Source organism: uncultured Wocania sp. (genome assembly GCF_964021735.1).
GTDB lineage: Bacteria > Bacteroidota > Bacteroidia > Flavobacteriales > Flavobacteriaceae > Wocania_A.
In genome coordinates this window covers 1-20,567 of sequence record NZ_CAXIBN010000042.1, presented here as the reverse complement: position 1 = coordinate 20,567, position 20,567 = coordinate 1, and the positions used below count along the sequence as shown (strand labels likewise).

The following is a 20,567-nucleotide window of genomic DNA, read 5'->3' as shown; positions in this document are numbered from 1 at the left end:
CCCTTAAAACATATAAAAAGCGGAGACCTGGTCGTAAAGGAGAATTCAAACCCAGAACAGTGATTCAATATATTGTAAATTAGGAATGTCCCTTTTCTTTCTTATAGGTCATTAATACTAAAATCAAACATAAAATTGATGATAACGCACAGACGCCATACATGGCCATCCAGCCAAAAGACGCCGTTATGTATGCGAGCCCTACTCCAGATAAAGTAGCTCCTACATATCCGAACAAACCTGTCATTCCACATGCTGCAGAAATGGCTTCTTTAACCGTAACTCTAGACGTTTGAACGCCACTGATTAAATTTTGAGGCCCATCAATTAGAAATCCAATTAGCAACAAAAAGACACCGGTTAGAATAATATTATTAGAGCCTGAATAAAAATAAAATCCCATAATACTAAATGTTAGCAAAACAAGGTATATGACATTAATGGGGACACAGCGGCCATTCCAAAACTTATCGGCTAAATATCCAGCAACAATACCCCCTGGAATTCCAGCTAAAGGCATTAACGTCCAAAAAATGGCGACCTTTACTTGGTCTATTCCTTTTATATCATATAAGAAAATTGTTGCCCAGTCTAAGGTTCCAAATCGAATGATATAAATGAACATATTGGCCAAACTTAATAGCCAAATAAATTTATTGGTAAAGATGTGTGTTTTTAATAATTTCCAATGTGATTTTGATTTTTCGATCAACTCTACTACAGGTCTGTCCCTCCTGTGGTCTTCAATTTCAGGCAATCCTAAAGACACGGGACGGTCGCGTAATGCAATAAACAAAAATATTGCGGTCAAACACCCTATAATTCCTGGTACGTAAAAAACGGCTTCCCAGCCCACAATTCCTTTGTTATACAAATTGATAATCCCTGCAACCAAGAGTCCTACTCCAAAGGTTCCAGCAGTATGCGAAGATGATAAAACAGTCCACTTTGTTGCTCTTTCTCGAGGAGAAAACCAGTGTACCAGGCCTTTAGCTATTGGTGGAAATCCCATAGATTGAAAGGCTCCATTGAGCCCCCAAAAGAAAACAATTAGATATAAACTATCTAAAAACCCAATAAACAAATGTATGATGGATGCTAGAAAAAGCCCAATAGCCATAAACATTCTAATATTTGCTCTGTCTGCTAAGAGACCACTAACAAACTTTCCGATGCCGTAAACCACATAAAAAACACTGCTTAATATTCCTAATTGAATAAGGTCAATATCTAATTTTTCGCTAATTAGAGGCAATGCGGGGGAAATGTTTTTCCGTGTAAAATAAAAAATAGTGTACCCTAGATACATCCCAATAAACATACGCCATCTCCAATGCTTATATTTTTTGGAAATGAGATGTTTTGGTGTTTTATCTTTAGAGGGAGGTACCTGTACTAAAGGTGGAAATTTAGTGAAATTCATATTAATTTTTAAAAGAATTTAAAATGGTTATGAGGTTCATATTTAGATAAAAGATAAGTGCATTCTTAATGGAATGCACTTATCAAATCATGAATTGTTTTTGACTAATTAAACCATGATAAAAGATGTAGAAATTATCTTACGTTTTGTTTTATAAAATCTCTACTGTTGTCAATAACACTCGGTGGAATTGGCCATACACGATGTTTCACTAAATCAAAATTACTTCGTTCTGACCAAACTTCTATTATACTAAATCCAGAGTCTGGGTCTTCTTTGTCATCATGTTGTCTACCACTCAATGCTTTCCTAATATCTGAGACATCCCCCCAGCGACATAAATCATAAAAACGGCTCGTCACGCCCTCTCCAGCAAATTCAGCTCTACGTTCGTATTTAACATGCTCAAGTGTGGCTCCAGTTACAGCAGGAAGACCTGCCCGAAGTCTGACTTTGTTTAAGTCTCCATCTCCATCTTGGCCAAGCATAATTTTTGCTTCCGCCCGCATTAAATACACATCTGATAAACGCATCAAAGGAACATTTAAATCGGTTGTTGGATGATCGCCATTACCATTGAGGTGTACCCCATCAACATAACTGTAAGGTTCCATATACTTTTTAAGTTGGACGCCTGTTAAACTCCTGGTGGACCAATACCGTCTGGTTTCACCAAAATATTCAAAATCATCTCCAAAGGCTAACAAGGTTGCATCTCTTCTTTTGTCATCTACTTGATACGACTCGTACAGATCAAGCGTTGGAGCAAAATAGCCCCAGCCATTGTATTTAGCCCAACCCTTATTTTCTAAAGAAGCTCCTGGCAAAATACTTCCTCCAGTAGTGTTGCTTGGAACAGACCAGATGTAATCTGATCCCCAATTGTTGACAATTTTAAACACATCTTCAAAATTAGGTTCCAATACATCTTGAGTAGCAGTCACAGCATTACAAGCATCGATGACTTTCTGCCAAGAGGCACTGTCAAATTCGGCATTGAATAAATGTGTTTTTGCTAAATAGGCGTAGGCTGCATTTTTATGGGCTTTCCCATAATCGGATGGCGAAAGCTCGCTAAATAATGGCAATAATTCTGCAGCTTTGGTAAAGTTTTCAGCTGCATATTCATTACTAACCGTTACACTTTCAGGTCTGGAAATATAAAAATCCGTTGTAAATTCATCAACAATAGGAATCCCTGCGCGATCGTCTCCATAAATTACACCTAACTGATGATACGCCAATCCACGCATGAAGTATGCATTTCCTAAAGCAAAATTCTTTACTTCATCTGAGACACCTTCAATATCAGGGACATTATTAATAATGTCATTCGCTCTTTTTATCACTTGAAAATGTTTTGGCCAAATATCTCTTGTGTAGGAGCCAGATCCCGAGGTTACAAAGTTTTTTATTTCTTCTATTTGGGTTTTAGATTTTCCAACTACAAAATCATCACTTGGGATTAGAGAATATAAAAACATTCCCCTACCGTAGGTGCCCTGAAAATCGTTCATTAAATACAGTGCATTTGTCGCTCGAGTGACATCAACTTCTGTTTTGAAAAAAGAAGCTGCCGTTGGGGCACCTTTTGGCTCAACATCTAGGAAGTCATTTTCACAAGCCGTAAGTAATACAAGTGTTATGAGGCTTAAAAAATTTATATATTTATGTTTTTTCATCTTTTTTTATTTTAATGTTAAATTAAATCCTAAAGTAAATGTTCTGGCAACGGGGTATTGTCCACCATCAACCCCACGGTTGGAAACTTCAGGGTCCAAACCAGAATAGTTTGTCCAAGTCAGTACGTTTTGTCCTGTAACATAGATTCGTAATTTTTGAAAATACGGGCTTTCTGGTAAGGTGTAGCCGACAGATAGGTTTTTCAAACGCAGGTAATCTGTATCCTCTAACCAAAAGTCTGATTTACGAATATTTCCATTTGGATCATCTATTGACAATCTTGGATTGGAAGCATTTGGGTTTCCTGGATGCCAAGTGTCTAAGGCCGTATCTAACAAATTGGCTCCAGCGACTGATGTATGTGCAGGATAGGTGGTGGTAAGTTTATAACCATTATAAGCCACACCGCCTTGTGTACCTTGGAAGAACATTGAAAAGTCAAAATTTTTGTAATTCGCTGAAAAATTCAATCCATAAGATACGGTCGGAAATGCACTCCCTTTAAAAACTCGATCATCATCGTCTATAGTATCATCTCCATTTTGATTTATAAAACGAAGGTCTCCTAATTGGGCATCAGGCTGTCCGTTAGCTCTTGCTTCGGTTACTTCTGCATCGGTTCTTAACAAGCCATCCGATTCAATTAGATAATAAGAAAAAAGAGGTTGCCCCACTGCGTTTGCTAGGGGAAAATGTGTTGCGACTTGTGTAATATCATCTGGAATAAAGTCGAATCCAGGGGCTATTTCAAGAACTTCATTTTTGATAAAGGACACATTTCCTGAAACATTGTAGTTGAAATCGCCTTCATTTTTAGTGTACCCTAAGGCAAGCTCTAAACCTTTATTTCTAATTTTTCCTGAGTTTTGAAATGGAGAAGTCCCAATTCCTTCTAAAGGGCTAACAGGAGTTCGGTTAAGCCATCTGTCTGTATCTTTAATAAAATAATCGGCTGTTAAATTCCATTTGTTATTTTCTGAGGTGAAATCCACACCAAAGTTAGTTGTTTCTGAAATTTCCCAATTAATAGCATCGTTCGAACGTCCATCTAGAACAACACCTGTTTGATAGCCATCTTGTCCAAGTATCGTGTTTTCATCTGATAGAGGTAGATTTGTAGGATAAGACGATAAACTTTCAATATTTCCTACACGTCACCAACTGGCCCTTAACTTTAAACTTCTAACAAAGTTAGATTTAAAAAAGCCTTCTTCAGAGAGTGCCCATCCAACTGCAACGGATGGAAAATTCTCCCAACGTCTATCTTGAGCTAACTTAGACGATCCATCTCTACGAATACTTGCAGAAAAAAAATATTTTTTATTGTAGTCATAGAGTACTCTTGAGAAAAATGACACCAACTTATTTTCGAAAAATGAATAATAAACATCCCTAATTTCATCTGCAAGGGGCAGTACTATTAAATCTGGATTTTCATTTTCAAAACCCTCAGCAACAATCCCATCCAACTCGCGTTCTTGGTGCTGTAAAGAGTAGCCTCCGAGCAACTGAAACGCATGTACATCATTAAATGTGTTTGTATAATCTACGGTGTTTTCCCAAGACCAATTTATTTCATTAGCCTGAATTTGAGTTAATATATTTGTTGTCTTTTGTACTTTTGAAGTTTCTGCCACACGAGGGTCAAATTCTTTAAAAAATTCGTCGGTGTGGTTTATGGCATAACTCGTTTTAAGGGTTAGTTTTTCTGTTGGTTTATACTCCAAGAAAAGATTTCCAAACGTATTTTTCTTTGGATTGTCAATATTAATACGTTCTAAAGTGCCCACAGGGTGAAGCACATCTCCGTTTTGTCCGTCAGCTACATCGTTGTAAACGCCATCCGAGTTATACACTGGCACAAAAGGTGGTGCTTTGATTGCTGCTGCAATAACGCCATTGTAATTGGTTTCTCCGTTTGCTGCTTGCGTTCCTGTGAATGCCGATTGACCATTGTTAAGGGTGTATGAGAAATTTTCGCCGATTTTAATTTTATCACTTAGCTTAACTGCAGAGTTGTATCGGAAACTTATACGGTCTGCATAGGTATTGATAAGAATTCCTTCTTTTTTGTTGTATCCTAAAGAAGATGAAAAGGTGTATTTTTCTGAGCCACCACGCAATCCAATATCATAGTTTTGAATGATTCCACTTCTAAAAATTTCATCAACCCAATTGGTTTTTTGCAGCAATCTGTCAGGGTTAGTACTGCCATTAAAATAATCTAATCGTGGGATTCCAGAATTATCGTATGCAATATTATACATGTCGGTATATTGTTGTGCGTTTAAGGCTACAGGTTTTTCATACACGTTTTGAACGCCCGTAAAAGTTCCAAAATCGACTTGAACCTTCCCTTGCTTTCCTTTTTTAGTCGTCACTAAAATGACCCCTGCTGCTGCTCGAACTCCATATATTGAAGCAGAAGCTGCATCTTTTAATACGGTTAGGGACTCAATATCAAAGGGGTTAATTGGGCCTCCATAATAAGGGACACCGTCAACGATCCATAACGGTTGTTCAGCTGAAGAAGTTCCCAGTCCTCTAATTTTAATGATAGGTGTGCTCGTGGGATCTCCACCGTCTGCTAATACTGTAACTCCTGAGATGTTTCCTTGTAGTGCTTCTTGCACATTGGTCACCGCACGATCTTCAATGTTACCAGCAGTGGCAATAGCTCCTGTTAATTCTTTTTTGGTGACAGTCCCATATCCAATTAAGATGACCTCATCCAGTGCAGAATCGGCTACTAATTGAATGTTTATTTCGGTTTGACCATTTACAGCTATTTCCTGAGTTGTAAAACCAACATAGGATACTAAAAGTATCGCGTCATCACTGTCTATTTCCAAATTATACTTGCCATCAAAATCGGTTGTAGTTCCTCTAGAAGTGCCTTTTACTATAATTGTAGCACTAGGTAAAGGTTGACCTGTATCATCCGTTATCGTTCCACCAATTTGATTTTGCTGTTTCTGGTGCGTCCTAACAGATGTACCCAAGTGATCGTTTTTATCTACATCCATTTTACGATTAAGAATGATTTGTGTTTTTCTTAATATTTGATAGGCTGTAGAGGTATTTTTAAATAGGCTGCTAAGTACCGTTTCGATATTTGCGTCTTTTAGCTGTATTGTAACGGTGCGGTTTAAGTCTACAAATTTAGTGTTATAAATAAATTTGTACTCTGACATCGCTTCAATTTTATCAATTACTCTAACAACAGAAATATTCTTTTCATTTAGAGTAAGTGTTTGAGAGTACCCAACATTGTTTGCAAGCATACTAAAAAATGTAGCGAAGACAAAGAGGGTTGTTAATTTCATTTTTAAATCAAATTTTATAAAAGATAAATTTATCCCTTTTATTTCATGAAGTTTTTTCATATTTTTAAAGTGTTTAAATTGTGAATGACTGATTTTAGTTGATCACTTATAAATACCGGGAAATGTTACAGCATTTTCCGGTTTTTTTTATTCTAATTTCAAGAATATACATAGTGATTTTTGTTCGTTGAGTTTCTGTTTTTTTATTTCATCTGATTATGTTTATTGTAGGTCACGCTTAGACTGTGCTCCAGTATAAGTATAGTAAAATCTTTTTCTTGAAGACCAAGCATTAACTATGGTTGTTATATTTTTTTTAGATTTAAGTTTATTTTATATATATCGTGTTTTCTTTTATTTCATATTCGAGATTGGAACTGTTTTTGAAATAATTTAATATAATATCTATAGACTCTTCTTTAAAACTTGCGTTAAAAACCTCTTTACTAAGTTCCAGATTAGAATTTACTATTTTCACATTATAATGCCGCTCCAGTTTTTTTGATATTGCCTCAAAATTACTGTTTCTGAAAACTAAGCCACCCACCATCCATTGAGTATATAGTTTTGTGTCAACTTTTTCGGTAGTGATGTCGTTTTGTTGTTTTATAAAGGATCCTTTTGTCCCAGGCACAATAGTAACCCCTTCTTTTGACGTTTTATTTTCATTATAAAGCGCCACAGAGCCTTCTACCAAAACAACATCCGTTGAGGAATCTTCTGGATATGCCGATACATTAAACGTCGTTCCAAAAACTTCTACATTTAAATTCGTTGCGTTTACAACAAATCGAGCCTTTTTATTTGTCGTGACATCAAAAAATGCTTCACCTTCTAAATATACTTGGCGCATCTCACCATCGATGAATTTAACTGGGTATTTTAAGGAAGTGCCAGAATTCAAATAAACCTTTGTCCCATCTGATAATTGGAGTTCAAAGCGTTTCCCATAAGGCACCGTTAGTGTGTTAAAGACCAATTCTTCTTTTGAATGAGAACTGCTATATACTAATTGTGTGCCATTTTGAGCGCCGACCACACGGCCTTGGGCATCCTGTACATCACTAGAACCGTCTTCGTGAATGACTTTAATATCCCCATTTTCTAGCTGAAGTGTAATACTATCCGGAGGAATTATGAATTCAGGGGCTGTCGAAAAATAGTTACTTTGATATAAATACCCAATCCCCAAAAAGATTATGAGTAAAGCCGCATATTTAGATAGTTTTCGAATTTTACGCAATGGACGAATTCGGAGTTCTTGACTCATAAATTCCTGTAATTCCTTTTTTGATCTGGCAGTATCAAACTGTTTCATATTGAAATCAATTGCATAATTAAGTTTGATATAGCTTTTAAATTCCTTTTCATTTTTTGGGTTTTCAAGCCAGATAGAGAGTGCTTCTAGCTCAACAAAAGAGGCTTGTTTGGTAAGGAATTGTATAATTAATTTTTGACTTTTTTCGGACATTTCTTAATCTTTAACACATAACTAAAACGTGAGTGTTTTGAATAACCCTTACTTTTTTGGTAATTTTTTTTTATATTTTAGCAATTATAACAACCTACTTATAGCATAGCCCTACTATGTCCACTATCTTTATAAATCAAATTTCTTTTCTAAAATCCCTAAAAAAAGGAGAGTCAAAGGCGTATACTTTTTTAGTTGAAACGTACCACCACAAACTTTGTCTTTACGCATTTAGCCTTATAAATGACCATGATTTATCTGAAGACATTGTCCAGAATGTATTTATCAGAATTTGGAAAACCCGTCAAAAACTTAAAGATGATTTTAACTTTAAAAGCTATTTATATAAATCCGTTTATAATGAATTTATTGATCAATATCGAAAACAAAAAAACGTTTTAGCCTTAGAAAAAAAACATATCGATGCCCTGAGTTTCATTGTTGAGGAAGAAGATGAAAAATCATTGGAGCGGCTAATAAAGCTCGTTAAAAAAGAAATTCAAAAACTGCCTCCTAAGTGTAAGCAAACATTTTTATTAAGTAAACATGAAGGTCTTACCAATATAGAAATCGCAGACTATTTAAATATTTCAATAAAATCTGTAGAAGGGCATATGACAAAGGCCTTTTCCATACTAAAGAAAACTCTGGGTGACAAGGTAAATGGTCTCTTATTTTTACTTTTTAGTGTAAAAAATAAAGGGGTCGTTTAGAGCCTTTTCTATGGGTTGTGGAATCGCGTCTTTGGCGCTGTAGTCTTTAGCGATTTTCGGAAGCGGGATATGCTGCGACTTCAACGCGAATGATCTCCAAACAAGCTGCCGTTTCTGAAGGTTTAATTTTTAGACATTATCAAAATAAGGAAGGTTTATTAAACGCCGTTTATGCAGAAGGGAAGACTAAAATCAAAGAATTATATGCACCTATTTTAAAGCTAGAGCACCCTAAGGTTTTTCTAAAGCAATTGATGTCAGTGCCCTTTTTAATAAAGGATGATAATATTTCCTTATGGCGTTTCTTTTACAATCAACAATGGTATGATCCACAATTGTATCGATTTACCACCAATGAGCTTTATGATCGCCCCACAGTATGTGAGTAGTTACTATTTATTTAACATCACAACTTATTTAGTAGATTAATACTTTTGAAGGAAAAATCTTTCAAGAAAATTGAGATACTTGGTATATGGTTGTTTGAAAATCTCAACAATATCATATTTGTTTTCTTGCAAAACATCAATCGTTTTTAGACACTTTCTACATTTTGTGTGAGGAAAATTAAGTTTGGATGATTCATAGTCAAATTATCTAAAAACTAAGGAATGGGGGATAACCGACAGCAGTTTCAGACCATTAAGCTTTAGTACAAAGCTTCGAATACCTTAAGAGTCCTTTACAATGGGGTTTTCTTATTTCTATTAAAGAATATTTATACAGTTGTTTTTTGCAAGAAAGTCAATAGGTGCCTAAGTTGTATGTTGTAAATTATACAACGAAACAGTTTGTAAAAAACTTATAATCATGAAATATCCCCACCAATTACTAATCTTTCTAATCAGTTTTTCTGCATTTTCTCAAGGTCCATGGACAAAAGAAAAAGGAAGTTATTATTTGCAATCATCTTATTCAACCATTCAAAACTACAGCAGTTTATTTGGAGATCCAGACCATACAACGGAAAGAAAATTAACGGATAATACATTTCAGTTTTATGGCGAATATGGTTTTACTGATAAATTAACTTTGATTCTAAACCTTCCCTTAAAACATATAAAAAGCGGAGACCTGGTCGTAAAGGAGAATTCAAACCCAGCTACGAAGGCTGCGAATGAAACCTCTTTGGGCAATATCGAAATGGGGTTAAAATATAATTTTTATAAAAAAAAATGGGTGTTGTCCGGACAGTTTTCGTTAGAAGCAAGAACAGGGAGTTTTGATAAGAATTCTGGGATAAGAACGGGTAATGATGCTTGGTCTTTTACACCGCTCTTGTTAGCTGGAAGAAGTTTTGATAAATTCTATTTACAAACATTTGCTGGAGGGATTTTTAGAACGAATAACTATAGTTCTAATTTTAAAGTTGGAGGAGAGTTGGGAACCAAAATTTTAAAAAAAATCTGGTTAATTGGTTTTGTAGATGTTGTGAAATCATTTAAAAATGGAAACATTGTTTTGCCTCCTTCAAATGTGTTAACGGGATTGTATGTAAACGATCAGGAATATGGTTCATATGGTTTAAAAGTCATTGGAGTGCTTACCGAAGACTTTGGTATTACTGGCGGTTATGGCAGTGCTTTCTTCGGGAATAATGTTGCGAAAAAAATAGCCTTAACGATGGGGGTTTACTATACTTTTTAGGCATTGTAGAAGCCTTTAAAAAACGAGATAAAACTATTTATGATCGTTATTTCAGATTAGCTCTAAAACTGTTAATTGCTTTAAATTGACCAATTGCCATGCTTTTCGATGCTCTTTTTGCTCTTTCTGCTAGTGTCCCTATAAACAATAGATCAATGGTATTGTGCCATAAATTCACCCATCGCTCAAAATGAGCTTGAGCAATGGTGTGATTTAAGTTTTCATCTACTTTCTTGTGAGCCAACGTCGGATTGCCTTTAAAGCATATAACTCCAAAAAGAGCTGTTACCCAAAAATCCGTTAGCTTTTCTAAATGGGCTGTCCATTGTTCTCCTTTTATGTGTTTATTAAAGATGGGACCTAACAACTCATCTTTTCGTATATTTTCATAAAAAGTATTCACCAACAAACTAACGTCTTCTCTATCTTCTAATTGTTTAATCATCAAAACATGTTTTTATTTCTCCTGTAACCTTTGTTCTAATTCAATTCCTTTTTTAAACAAAATGTTGTTTTCTAAATGGATGTGTTTGTGTAAATCATCTTCAAATTCTTTTAATAAAGAAAACGATACTTTATAGCTGCTACACGCATCTATTGGGGGTTTATAATCATTACTTAATTCTGAAATCTTTCTGAACCGATGTCCTTCATTGTCATGCTCTTCGTGCATCATTGCAATCGGACTTTTAACCGTATCAAATTGCGGACTCGATACAGGCGTATTGTCCCTGACTGCAGCTGCTAATTTCTTGAAATGAGGAAATAAAATTAATTCTTCTTTCTTCATGTGTAAGATTAAATCGCTCGCACTTTCTTTAAACAGTTTGTTTATTTCTAATAGCTCCGGGTGACTGTTTCCATGGACTCTACAAATTTTATCGAGGTATTGCTTAATTTCAGGCACTTTGTTTTCAATGTATTTATGATGCTTATTGTAAATATAATCTGAAAGAAAATCGATTTCCCAAGATTGATAATCGTTGGTGTCGGTTTCTGTTTCAAAACAGTTTTTAAGTAAATCGATTAATTCATTTTCATCAATATCATTTACTTCACATACCTTTTCAATGCTTCTGTTGCCATTGCAGCAAAAATCTATACCGTATGATTTAAAAACGCTTGCTGATTTGTAGTTTTTAGCAACAATATTGCCAATTAAAGTTTTATTATTTAAGTCCATAGTTTTGTGTTTTAATTATTTATTATTTTAAAAGTCATGTTATTAATTTTTTCATTTAGTATGATTTGACAAGCCAAACGACTACTTATATCTGCATTGTAAATCGTCTTAAGAGTTTGTTTTTCAGTAATTTCAATGGGCGTACTTAGCGTTCCTGAAGTCACCTTGATGTGGCAAGTGCCACACCAACCACGACCCTTACATTCTCCAAACTCCTCCGGATAGTTATCCGCTATCAGAGTCATTAAATTTGGATACCGATGTTTTGTAAATGAAATTTTAATAATCTCATTGTAAAAATCTGTAATGGTCACTTTATATTTTGGGGTAGATTTCATGGGGCATCTATTTTTTTTAATACATGTTTTTTGTATTTAACAATTTAATCCCAAAAGTGGTGAGGCACCCTATTTTTAAAATTTCAAACAAAACAAATAGAAAGTGCAAATTACTTTTTGGCACTTTTATATCTTGAATGATTTGGGTTGCACGTTGGCTTAATGCAGGTAAAAGCCAAAATGTTTGAAGTATCAATAGGACAATTGATAAAGAAAGGGCATGGGAAAAATATAACCTTTTGTATTTTAACATTATAATCGTTAAGCAAATGATTATAATCGAAATAAATGCAATCTCCACCTTATTTAGCGCTTCAAAAACGATTTTTCCAATACCTATACCAAGTTTTGTGGTAATGTTCGGGGCTTGAAATTTCAACCAAGATTCCATAAAACTTATGCTGCTTACAAAGCCAATCCAAATAAATGTTACTATGATTATTATTTTTTTCATTGTCTATATTAAGATCTTGTTATCCTTTTTAAATATAATTTTAAAGATTTAAATGAAAAACATCAATACTCATGTCGTGAACCAACATAGATAAAGTTGTCGTTTCTAAAAGCTCCTTGAGTTGATTTCTAACTTCAACAAACTTGTAGTGTAGGGGGCAGGGGGAATTTTCATCACATATATTCAAACCTAAACCACAACTTGTATAAATAGAATCGCCGTCTAATATTTTTACAACATCACTGAGCTTAATGGTATCCATTTTCTCACTTTCAATTACAAAACCTCCATAAGGTCCCTTAATTGATTTTATAATGTTATTGCGCGTAAGTTGTTGTAGAACTTTAGCGGTAAATGCTTGTGGAGAGTTAACAGCCTCAGATATAGTCGCCAAACTGACTTTAGAATCCTGTGCACTTTGTTGGGCAATATAAATTATTGACCTAAGACCATATTCACATGATTTTGAAAACATATTTTAGTAAATTATATACAAATTTAAATATTATTTTATAAAAGACATTATTATCCGCTATAAAATTTAATGATTTTAATAAATAATTATTTCTTAACGGGAAACTGTGTAGAAAAATACTAGCAATGAATATATTTTTCGTTACCCTGATGTTGGATGTAAACACATAGGGAATGGGAATAATAGCTGCAAAAGTAAAAAATGTTCTATTTGATAACTCCTAGTATTCACAATCACTGACATCGTTTTACCGTAAATGTTCTGCGTGGAGTTTATCCTGAACGAAGTTGAAGGGTAACTTGAGGTTTGGTTAAAAGCGAAAGTTGATACTACAATTCCTTGAAAATTTATTCTAAAAGTTGGTTCTGCAATGTTTAATGGAACGCTTTTTATGCGACGACGTAGGAGGGAGGCATAATGTGAGTCGAATGGAAAGGTTATAAAAACAATTAAAAAACAGTGAAATATTAAATTTTTGTATTTAATTTAGATTTACTAAAGCTTTTACCATAGGAGCTTTTTGCTGAACAAATTGAAACATGTTTATAAGTTCGGTCTTTTGGAAATTTGGAAGTCATATTCAAAAGAAGCTTACGGAGTAAGTCACCGAAATTTAAAGCTAACTTCCGTATTGAAAAGCATATCTACGCGGTATAAATTGTGTTTTGTCTCTAAAACACAATATCAAATTATGATTTGATTTTAAGTTATTAATTCTTTTTAGGAAAGCATTCATGCTCTCATTTACTAATAACTTTTATCCTATCTATAATGAATATAAAATATATTGATTTAATCAATCAAACTTTTGATTTCCCTCAAGAAGAATTTGTTCTTGACAAAGACCACTTACGATTTCATGATATTGACTTAAATAAATTGATTGAAACTTATGGAACCCCTTTAAAATTCACATACTTACCTAAAATTTCTGATAATATAAATAAATCAAAAGCGTGGTTTGAGAAGGCCATTAAGAATCATAATTATAATGGGAACTATAATTATTGTTATTGTACAAAAAGCTCGCATTTTAAGCATGTTTTAAATGAAGCTTTAAAGAATGACATCCATATTGAAACCTCTTCGGCTTTTGACATAGATATTATTGAATCTTTAAAAGAAGAAGGAAAAATAAACGACAATACGTTTGTTATAAGTAATGGTTTTAAGCGAGCACAATATGTAACTAATATTGCAAGACTAATAAATAGTGGTCATCAAAATTGTATTCCAATTATTGATAATTATGAAGAGATTAATTTACTGTCAAATGAAATAGAAGGTAATTTTAATGTGGGGATTCGTATTGCTTCAGAAGAGGAGCCTAAATTTGAATTTTACACCTCTCGATTAGGAATAGGTTATAAAAACATCCTCCCTTTTTATAACAAGCAGCTTAAAGACAATCCGAAAGTACAGCTTAAAATGCTTCATTTCTTTATTAACACAGGTATTAGAGATAATGCTTACTATTGGAATGAACTTTTAAAATGTCTTAAAGTTTATACAAGTTTGAAAAAAATATGTCCAACGCTTGATAGTTTAAATATTGGTGGGGGATTCCCTATTAAAAACTCATTGGCATTTGATTTTGATTATGAATACATTATTGATGAAATCATCAATCAAATTAAATTGACTTGTGAAGAAGAAGGTATCGATGTGCCTAATATTTTCACAGAGTTTGGCAGTTTTACAGTAGGAGAAAGTGGTGGAGCAATTTATGAAGTGCTTTATCAAAAGCAACAAAACGATCGAGAAAAATGGAATATGATAAATTCTTCATTTATAACGACACTTCCAGATACTTGGGCAATTAACAAACGTTTTATCATGTTACCAATAAATCGTTGGAATGATTCTTATGAGCGTGTTTTACTTGGAGGATTAACTTGTGATAGTGATGATTACTATAATAGTGAACAACACATGAACGCTATCTACTTGCCAAAATATAATAAAGATAAGCCCTTATACATTGGCTTTTTTAATACTGGTGCTTATCAAGAATCTATAGGAGGTTATGGAGGTTTACAACATTGTTTAATTCCTGCTCCCAAGCACATTTTAATCGATAAAGATGCACGTGGAAATGTCACAACTAAATTATTTAAAGAACAACAAAAAAGTGAAGAGTTGCTTGAAATTTTAGGCTATGATAAAAAGCCTGAAACATACACAATTCAAAATACAGATACAGAATTACTATTAGCAGATGTCTAAAATGGAAACTAAAACTTACGCTGGAATATCAGAAGAATTCGCGAAATTAGTACACGCAAAAATTGTATTAATCCCTGTCCCATATGATGGTACAAGTACATGGCAAAAAGGAGCAGATAAAGGACCAAATGCCTTTTTAAATGCTTCTGAAAACATGGAACTTTACGACATTGAAACCGATTCAGAAGTTTATAGACAAGGTATTTATTTAACTGAACCCATAACCGTAAATGCTACACCAGAAGCGATGGCTGATGCAGTACATCAGGAAACTAAAAGCTATATAAAAAAGAACAAATTTGTAACTGTTTTTGGGGGTGAACATTCTATATCTATTGGAACCATTAGAGCATTTAATGAAATGTTTCCAAACTTAACAGTATTGCATATAGATGCACATGCCGATTTACGAAAAAGTTATGATGGTAGTACTTGCAATCATGCTTGTGCAGTTTATGAAGCCAGTCAACACACCAACTTAATTCAAGTAGGTATTCGTTCTATGGACATAAAAGAGAAATCTGTTATGAATTTAGACAAAACCTATTTTGCTCACGAAATGGCAATAGATGATTCTTGGATGGATTCAGCCATTGATCAAATGACAGACAATGTGTTTATAACCTTTGATTTAGATGCTTTTGACCCTTCCATTTTACCAAGTACTGGCACTCCAGAACCTGGTGGTTTGTTCTGGTACGAAACCTTAGATTTTTTAAAGCAGGTATTTAACGAAAAAAATGTTGTTGGTTTTGATATTGTTGAATTGTGTCCCAATGAAGTTGATAAATCTTCAGATTTTTTAGCTGCCAAATTGTATTACAAAATGTTAAGTTATAAGTTTCAACATGAAACTATTGAAGATGATTATGACAATGCTTATGATGAAAAACCACTAAATAATATATCAAAATTCAAAGACGAAGATGACTACTAAAGGCGCAATTACCAACTTTATAGAAGAATACTTTTTACACTTTAATGCTGCTACAGTTGTTGATGCTGCAAAAGCTTATGAAACACAATTAAATCAAGGTTCAAAAATGTTAGTGTCTTTGGCAGGAGCCATGAGCACAGCAGAAATAGGAAAGATTTTTGCTGAAATAATACGACAAGATAAAGTGCAAATCATTTCTTGTACAGGAGCAAATTTAGAAGAGGATATTATGAACCTAGTTGCACATTCCCATTATAAACGAATTCCTAATTACCGGGATTTAACACCTAAACAAGAATGGGATTTGTTAGAACAAGGACTCAATCGTGTAACCGACACGTGCATTCCAGAAGAAGAAGCATTTAGAAGATTGCAACAGCATATTTATAAATTATGGAAGGAAGCAGATGAAAATGGTGAGCGCTATTTACCACATGAGTATATGTATAAACTATTATTATCTGGAGTCTTAGAAGAATATTATGAAATAGATTTAAAAGATTCTTGGATGTATGCAGCTGCAGAAAAAAACTTGCCAATTGTATGCCCAGGATGGGAAGACAGCACTATGGGCAATATTTTTGCAAGTTATGTGCTGAAAGGAGAGCTTAAAGCAAGTACTATGAAATCTGGAATTGAGTATATGACCTTTCTAGCAGATTGGTATACTGATAATTCAGAAAACGGGATAGGTTTCTTTCAAATAGGAGGGGGTATTGCAGGAGATTTTCCAATATGTGTCGTACCAATGCTGTATCAAGATATGGAACGTACTGATACACCATTTTGGAGTTATTTCTGTCAAATAAGTGATTCAACAACAAGTTATGGTTCCTACTCTGGAGCGGTTCCTAATGAAAAAATAACTTGGGGAAAATTAGATATTGATACACCAAAATTTATAATAGAGAGTGATGCTACAATTGTTGCTCCATTAATCTTTGCCTATTTATTAGGCATGTAACACTAAAAAAATGATACGCAAAATTGTAGATTATCAAAAGTTAAATGAAGACATTTTAAACCTATTAGTGGATAAATTTCCTGACGGATATGCTGATAAGGATATAATTGCGTTTAGAAATGCCCAAAATGAATACATAGAAGCTGTTGAAGTCAGAACCGAAGATACAGTCTATTTGGTAAAAATTGGGAAACGATTGGTTCAAGCTATGGAACAGCATGAAGAAGTAGAAGAGGAAGAAGAAGAAGAAGAAGAAGAAGATTTAACTAATGACAATATTGATATGTGTTAGAATTTAAATGTATTAAACAATCACAAGAGGTTTTTAAAATTTAATCTCAAATATCCAAAATTTAGGGGTTTATTAATACTCCATAATTAATACATTCAATTATACAAGGGATATCACAAGTTTACAGAAATTTTAAGCAAACATTTTTATAAAATGCACTATAATGTTCTGCGTGGAGTTTATCCTGAACGAAGTTGAAGGGTAAATTGAGCTTTGGCTAAAATCGAAAGTTTAATTCATCATTTTCTTTATTTTTTTCCTTCTATAATTTTTCTCTACAATCTTAATAGAACACTCGTTTTCTGAAAAGGTGGAGTAGTGGCGAAAATGTGTATGGAATGGCATGTTAAATTAAATAATTAATTTTGATCCAATTACTAAAAATGCTTCATGTAATTTATGCCAGATTCCGAATAAGAAATAGAAAATTTAAAGGTTATAAGATTTACTTTCAAATGTGCGAAATCATTTCCGTTGCTCCATAATATATCTATTAAATTTTCAGCTACGTCATTAATTTTTATTTCGCCTCTAAAAGCCTTAGATGTATTTCTTAAACGCATAATTTCAAGTTGACCCATTACAACATCCGTAGCTACTCCTTTTTCAATATCGTTCACAGATAATGACGTTCGGTTAATTTCTTTGTGGTCACCACTACCACCTTTATCGGCAGCTTCATAATTGTTTTTCCCAGCGAAAATATCTAAATACCAAACCTGAGGAATCCCTGGCATAAACATCTGAATGGCTCTAGCTAATAATAGTTTTCGTTCATTTTCTCCTAAAGCACTAAAGAATGTTGCATTCACTTGATAGTAAGAGATTTTTTTTCCTGAAGGACCATAAAGATTTTTTACTCGACCTCCTCTTTCCATAATCGTGCTCATTATGGTTTCTATCTCATTATCTTCTAATAAACCTTTGTTGTAAAAACCATTAACTTCTTTTCCTTTTAAGTCTAAAACTGGTATTCCATCATGGCAACCAAGCATATTTACCGTTTTGTAGCCTTTACTAATAATTTCTTTTGCCCAAGTTAAAATTGCCTTACTATTCCCTGTTTCAAGTGTGTGAATCATTAAACCTGGTAGAAAAAAATCGTAAATTAGATACCCTTTATTAGCAACTTCATCATGAAGATTTAGACCATATTCTGCATGAATTTCTGGTAAAAGTGTTAAATCATTTTTCTCAGCTATTTGTTTGATTCGTTCCAAGTACTCCCAAGTACCTGGTTTATTAAAGAAATTAGATTGTCCAATTTCTTTATGTAAGTATGCAAAAGCATCTAATCTTAAAATTGAGCCACCGTAACTCTTTACTTTTGCTAATGTTTCTTCATAAAAATCCCAAACTAATTGAGATTTTGGATTAACATCCATTTGCCCTAAAAAACTATTGTCTTGACTATTTATTTTCTGATAAAACGTATTCCAATATGGTTTTTTGGTTCCATCTGGAAAAGGTACTTTTAGAATAGGCAACCCAGCTTTTCTCATAAATAACTTATCGAGAAACTCAGCTTTCGGAATAACAATACCTTCATCATTGAGTTCTCCGTTTCCTTTCCAAAAGGAATTCCAATTGATAAAAAAATCTTTGTATTTGGAGTGTTCTCCATTTTTCAATAAATCTTTGAATTGTGGAGATGCAACAGATAAGTGATTAAGAACAATATCAAATTTCAACATAATATTAAGTGCTTCCAAAGCTTTTAAATCATCTTTAGAAACTAGTTCTTCGTTAATATTATAATCAATAACTGAAAAGCCTCTATCCAAATCACTATTAAAAAAAGTTGGTAACACATAAAATAACGAAAAAACATCTTTAAATTGAGGCATTTGCAACATGGCAACCATGTCTTTCAAATTAACTCCAATGCTATCTGGGTAGGCGTTTAGCATGACTCCGTTATTAATATTTGAATCTTTTAACATCATTCAAAAGTTAAAGTAGTTCTGATAATATATTAATGTTGTCTGGTAATCTACCTACATTTTGAAGCTTTAAAGCAGCTAATTTCAAGGCTACTTGCAAACATTTTTCTATAGGTTTATCTTTAATATAGGCAAACAAAAATCCAGACCAAAATGCATCACCTGCACCTGTAGCATCCTGAACTACCTCTATTTTTGTTGCTGGTAATTGAATAACATCTTTGCCTTTTTGAGACAACTTAACCCCTTTACTACCTAAGGTTAAACACACCATATCTACTCCTTCAGAATGAAAAAAATCAAATATCTCTTCGTGTGGTAACTCTTTCTCAAAAAGCCTAAGCATATCGTCTTCACTAATTTTTACCAAAGGATTGAATTTACAATATGCCTTAATAACCTTAAGTGCTTCTTCCTGACTTTTCCATAACTTCATAGCATAATTTACATCAATGCTTAATTTACATCCTAGGTTATGAGCCTCTTCAGCCTTTTTTAAGATAGTAGATTGTGCAGGATTTTTGCTTAAAGCGAAACAGGTTGTGTGAAAAATATGAGTTTCTGAAAGTAAGTCTGTTGAAATTTGATCTTCTATAATACAAGAATCCGCTTTTCTGTACGGAATAAAATCTGGTGTACCATCTGTTCTAGATACAAAAATAACGCTTGTAGGTTTGTCACTATTTTTATTTAAATGATTCGTATTGACTCCAACTTCATTAAGTCTTTCAATAATATAATTTCCAAAACCATCATCTCCTACAGTTGCTACCATTACAGGTCTTAAGCCTAATCTTGCTGAATTCATAGCTACGTTTGCAGGAGAACCTCCTAAGTATCTATGGTAATCACTTGTATTATTTATAAGTACTTCTGTTCGATGTCCAATGAAATCAACAAGTACTTCGCCAACACAAAGAATATCTATGTCTTTATTATTTTCTTTCAAAATTATTTTCTTTTCTTAATTATAAATTAAAGTCCGTACCATTAGGAATAACTTCTCTTTCATCTTCATCAATAGATTTTGGTTCCTTAAGTCGTAATGCCAATATGCCTCCTATAATAAAAAATACGCCACCAAATATTATGGCATTAACTGCACTATTATTCAACAGATTCTTTACAATAGATCCAAATGTTAAAGTTTGAATTCCCATAGGAATAACAATCATCATATTTAATATACCCATATAAACACCGCGTCGTTCTGAAGGGACTATTTTTGACACCATAGAATATGGGATACCCATCATTGCTGCCCAACCTATACCAAATAAGATCATTGGTAAGATAACCAAAAGCGGGTCTTGTATATACGGAATACTTAACATAGCAATGCCTGTTAAAAACAAACTTAATACATATACTTTTTTACCGCCAAATTTTAACGTTAGTGGCACCAATGCTAAAGCAAAAATAATGGTAGAAAGGTTGTATGTGGTATTCATTTTTGCCGCTTGACTTAAAGCTTGAGAAGCATCAAAATTCA

The 20,567-nt window shown here is 33.5% G+C and carries 19 protein-coding genes and 1 pseudogene; 7 read left to right on the top strand and 13 right to left on the bottom strand.

Annotated features, from left to right (window positions below; all coding sequences use genetic code 11):
* Positions 1-79: 79 nt before the first annotated feature.
* The 5 genes from AADI82_RS05580 to AADI82_RS05560 all read right to left on the bottom strand — a co-directional run bounded on the left by AADI82_RS05580 (position 80) and on the right by AADI82_RS05560 (position 7,903).
* On the bottom strand, positions 80-1,423 hold the full coding sequence (locus tag AADI82_RS05580; RefSeq protein ID WP_341215464.1) for an MFS transporter: 1,344 nt from the start codon (positions 1,421-1,423) through the stop codon (positions 80-82).
* A 134-nt stretch (positions 1,424-1,557) separates the two neighbouring features.
* Positions 1,558-3,105, bottom strand: a complete 1,548-nt coding sequence (locus AADI82_RS05575) for a RagB/SusD family nutrient uptake outer membrane protein (protein WP_341215463.1) — start codon at positions 3,103-3,105, stop codon at positions 1,558-1,560.
* A gap of 6 nt (positions 3,106-3,111) precedes the next feature.
* Positions 3,112-4,194, bottom strand: coding sequence for a TonB-dependent receptor (locus AADI82_RS05570; protein WP_341215465.1), 1,083 nt, complete (start codon positions 4,192-4,194; stop codon positions 3,112-3,114).
* A gap of 66 nt (positions 4,195-4,260) precedes the next feature.
* The gene (locus AADI82_RS05565) at positions 4,261-6,432 is read right to left on the bottom strand and encodes a SusC/RagA family TonB-linked outer membrane protein (protein WP_341215462.1); all 2,172 of its coding nucleotides are present in this window, start codon (positions 6,430-6,432) and stop codon (positions 4,261-4,263) included.
* 328 nt (positions 6,433-6,760) lie between these two features.
* The gene (locus AADI82_RS05560) at positions 6,761-7,903 is read right to left on the bottom strand and encodes a FecR family protein (protein ID WP_341215461.1); all 1,143 of its coding nucleotides are present in this window, start codon (positions 7,901-7,903) and stop codon (positions 6,761-6,763) included.
* Between the two features lie 116 nt (positions 7,904-8,019).
* On the opposite strand from AADI82_RS05560, the gene AADI82_RS05555 reads away from it, so the two are divergent.
* The 3 genes and pseudogenes from AADI82_RS05555 to AADI82_RS05545 all read left to right on the top strand — a co-directional run bounded on the left by AADI82_RS05555 (position 8,020) and on the right by AADI82_RS05545 (position 10,263).
* Entirely contained in the window at positions 8,020-8,616 is a 597-nt protein-coding gene (locus tag AADI82_RS05555) for an RNA polymerase sigma-70 factor (protein WP_341215460.1), read from the top strand.
* Positions 8,617-8,681: 65 nt separating this feature from the next.
* A pseudogene (locus tag AADI82_RS05550) lies at positions 8,682-9,005 on the top strand (helix-turn-helix domain-containing protein); the annotation flags it as partial.
* A 421-nt stretch (positions 9,006-9,426) separates the two neighbouring features.
* A complete protein-coding gene (locus tag AADI82_RS05545) occupies positions 9,427-10,263 on the top strand; it encodes a transporter (protein ID WP_341215459.1) in 837 nt (278 codons plus the stop codon).
* Positions 10,264-10,309: 46 nt separating this feature from the next.
* Here the strand turns inward: AADI82_RS05545 and AADI82_RS05540 are convergent, their stop codons facing one another.
* From AADI82_RS05540 to AADI82_RS05520, 5 genes are read right to left on the bottom strand one after another with little or no spacing between them, the layout of a single operon-like run.
* A complete protein-coding gene (locus AADI82_RS05540) occupies positions 10,310-10,708 on the bottom strand; it encodes a group III truncated hemoglobin (RefSeq protein WP_341215458.1) in 399 nt (132 codons plus the stop codon).
* Between the two features lie 12 nt (positions 10,709-10,720).
* Entirely contained in the window at positions 10,721-11,446 is a 726-nt protein-coding gene (ric, locus tag AADI82_RS05535; protein WP_341215457.1) for an iron-sulfur cluster repair di-iron protein, read from the bottom strand.
* An 11-nt stretch (positions 11,447-11,457) separates the two neighbouring features.
* Positions 11,458-11,784 carry a 2Fe-2S iron-sulfur cluster-binding protein gene (locus AADI82_RS05530; protein ID WP_341215456.1) on the bottom strand — a complete coding sequence of 109 codons (327 nt, stop codon included), beginning with the start codon at positions 11,782-11,784 and terminating at the stop codon, positions 11,458-11,460.
* 16 nt (positions 11,785-11,800) lie between these two features.
* On the bottom strand, positions 11,801-12,238 hold the full coding sequence (locus AADI82_RS05525) for a hypothetical protein (RefSeq protein ID WP_341215455.1): 438 nt from the start codon (positions 12,236-12,238) through the stop codon (positions 11,801-11,803).
* Positions 12,239-12,278: 40 nt separating this feature from the next.
* Complete coding sequence (locus AADI82_RS05520; RefSeq protein WP_341215454.1) at positions 12,279-12,713, bottom strand: Rrf2 family transcriptional regulator; 435 nt, start codon at positions 12,711-12,713, stop codon at positions 12,279-12,281.
* A gap of 771 nt (positions 12,714-13,484) precedes the next feature.
* Between AADI82_RS05520 and AADI82_RS05515 the strand changes: the two genes are divergently transcribed.
* Genes AADI82_RS05515 through AADI82_RS05500 form a run of 4 tightly spaced genes read left to right on the top strand, consistent with a single transcriptional unit; the run spans position 13,485 to position 17,132 of the window.
* The gene (locus tag AADI82_RS05515; RefSeq protein WP_341215453.1) at positions 13,485-14,939 is read left to right on the top strand and encodes an arginine decarboxylase; all 1,455 of its coding nucleotides are present in this window, start codon (positions 13,485-13,487) and stop codon (positions 14,937-14,939) included.
* 1 nt (position 14,940) lies between these two features.
* Positions 14,941-15,876, top strand: a complete 936-nt coding sequence (speB, locus tag AADI82_RS05510; RefSeq protein WP_341215452.1) for an agmatinase — start codon at positions 14,941-14,943, stop codon at positions 15,874-15,876.
* The gene (locus AADI82_RS05505) at positions 15,866-16,840 is read left to right on the top strand and encodes a deoxyhypusine synthase family protein (RefSeq protein WP_341215451.1); all 975 of its coding nucleotides are present in this window, start codon (positions 15,866-15,868) and stop codon (positions 16,838-16,840) included. Before speB ends, AADI82_RS05505 begins: the two co-directional genes overlap by 11 nt.
* A gap of 10 nt (positions 16,841-16,850) precedes the next feature.
* A complete protein-coding gene (locus AADI82_RS05500; protein ID WP_341215450.1) occupies positions 16,851-17,132 on the top strand; it encodes a hypothetical protein in 282 nt (93 codons plus the stop codon).
* A gap of 377 nt (positions 17,133-17,509) precedes the next feature.
* Here the strand turns inward: AADI82_RS05500 and gtfA are convergent, their stop codons facing one another.
* The 3 genes from gtfA to AADI82_RS05485 form a co-directional block, all read right to left on the bottom strand.
* Complete coding sequence (gene gtfA / locus AADI82_RS05495; protein ID WP_341215449.1) at positions 17,510-19,078, bottom strand: sucrose phosphorylase; 1,569 nt, start codon at positions 19,076-19,078, stop codon at positions 17,510-17,512.
* A 7-nt stretch (positions 19,079-19,085) separates the two neighbouring features.
* Complete coding sequence (locus AADI82_RS05490; RefSeq protein WP_341215448.1) at positions 19,086-20,024, bottom strand: carbohydrate kinase; 939 nt, start codon at positions 20,022-20,024, stop codon at positions 19,086-19,088.
* A 19-nt stretch (positions 20,025-20,043) separates the two neighbouring features.
* Positions 20,044-20,567: MFS transporter (locus tag AADI82_RS05485; RefSeq protein WP_341215447.1), on the bottom strand; the 524-nt coding region annotated here is incomplete at its 5' end.

Coding starts and splice junctions, on each gene's coding strand:
- AADI82_RS05580 (WP_341215464.1), bottom strand. CDS start 1,423: ATGAATTTCACTAAATTTCCACCTTTAGTACAGGTACCTCCCTCTAAA.
- AADI82_RS05575 (WP_341215463.1), bottom strand. CDS start 3,105: ATGAAAAAACATAAATATATAAATTTTTTAAGCCTCATAACACTTGTA.
- AADI82_RS05565 (WP_341215462.1), bottom strand. CDS start 6,432: ATGAAATTAACAACCCTCTTTGTCTTCGCTACATTTTTTAGTATGCTT.
- AADI82_RS05560 (WP_341215461.1), bottom strand. CDS start 7,903: ATGTCCGAAAAAAGTCAAAAATTAATTATACAATTCCTTACCAAACAA.
- AADI82_RS05555 (WP_341215460.1), top strand. CDS start 8,020: ATGTCCACTATCTTTATAAATCAAATTTCTTTTCTAAAATCCCTAAAA.
- AADI82_RS05545 (WP_341215459.1), top strand. CDS start 9,427: ATGAAATATCCCCACCAATTACTAATCTTTCTAATCAGTTTTTCTGCA.
- AADI82_RS05540 (WP_341215458.1), bottom strand. CDS start 10,708: ATGATTAAACAATTAGAAGATAGAGAAGACGTTAGTTTGTTGGTGAAT.
- ric (WP_341215457.1), bottom strand. CDS start 11,446: ATGGACTTAAATAATAAAACTTTAATTGGCAATATTGTTGCTAAAAAC.
- AADI82_RS05530 (WP_341215456.1), bottom strand. CDS start 11,784: ATGAAATCTACCCCAAAATATAAAGTGACCATTACAGATTTTTACAAT.
- AADI82_RS05525 (WP_341215455.1), bottom strand. CDS start 12,238: ATGAAAAAAATAATAATCATAGTAACATTTATTTGGATTGGCTTTGTA.
- AADI82_RS05520 (WP_341215454.1), bottom strand. CDS start 12,713: ATGTTTTCAAAATCATGTGAATATGGTCTTAGGTCAATAATTTATATT.
- AADI82_RS05515 (WP_341215453.1), top strand. CDS start 13,485: ATGAATATAAAATATATTGATTTAATCAATCAAACTTTTGATTTCCCT.
- speB (WP_341215452.1), top strand. CDS start 14,941: ATGGAAACTAAAACTTACGCTGGAATATCAGAAGAATTCGCGAAATTA.
- AADI82_RS05505 (WP_341215451.1), top strand. CDS start 15,866: ATGACTACTAAAGGCGCAATTACCAACTTTATAGAAGAATACTTTTTA.
- AADI82_RS05500 (WP_341215450.1), top strand. CDS start 16,851: ATGATACGCAAAATTGTAGATTATCAAAAGTTAAATGAAGACATTTTA.
- gtfA (WP_341215449.1), bottom strand. CDS start 19,078: ATGATGTTAAAAGATTCAAATATTAATAACGGAGTCATGCTAAACGCC.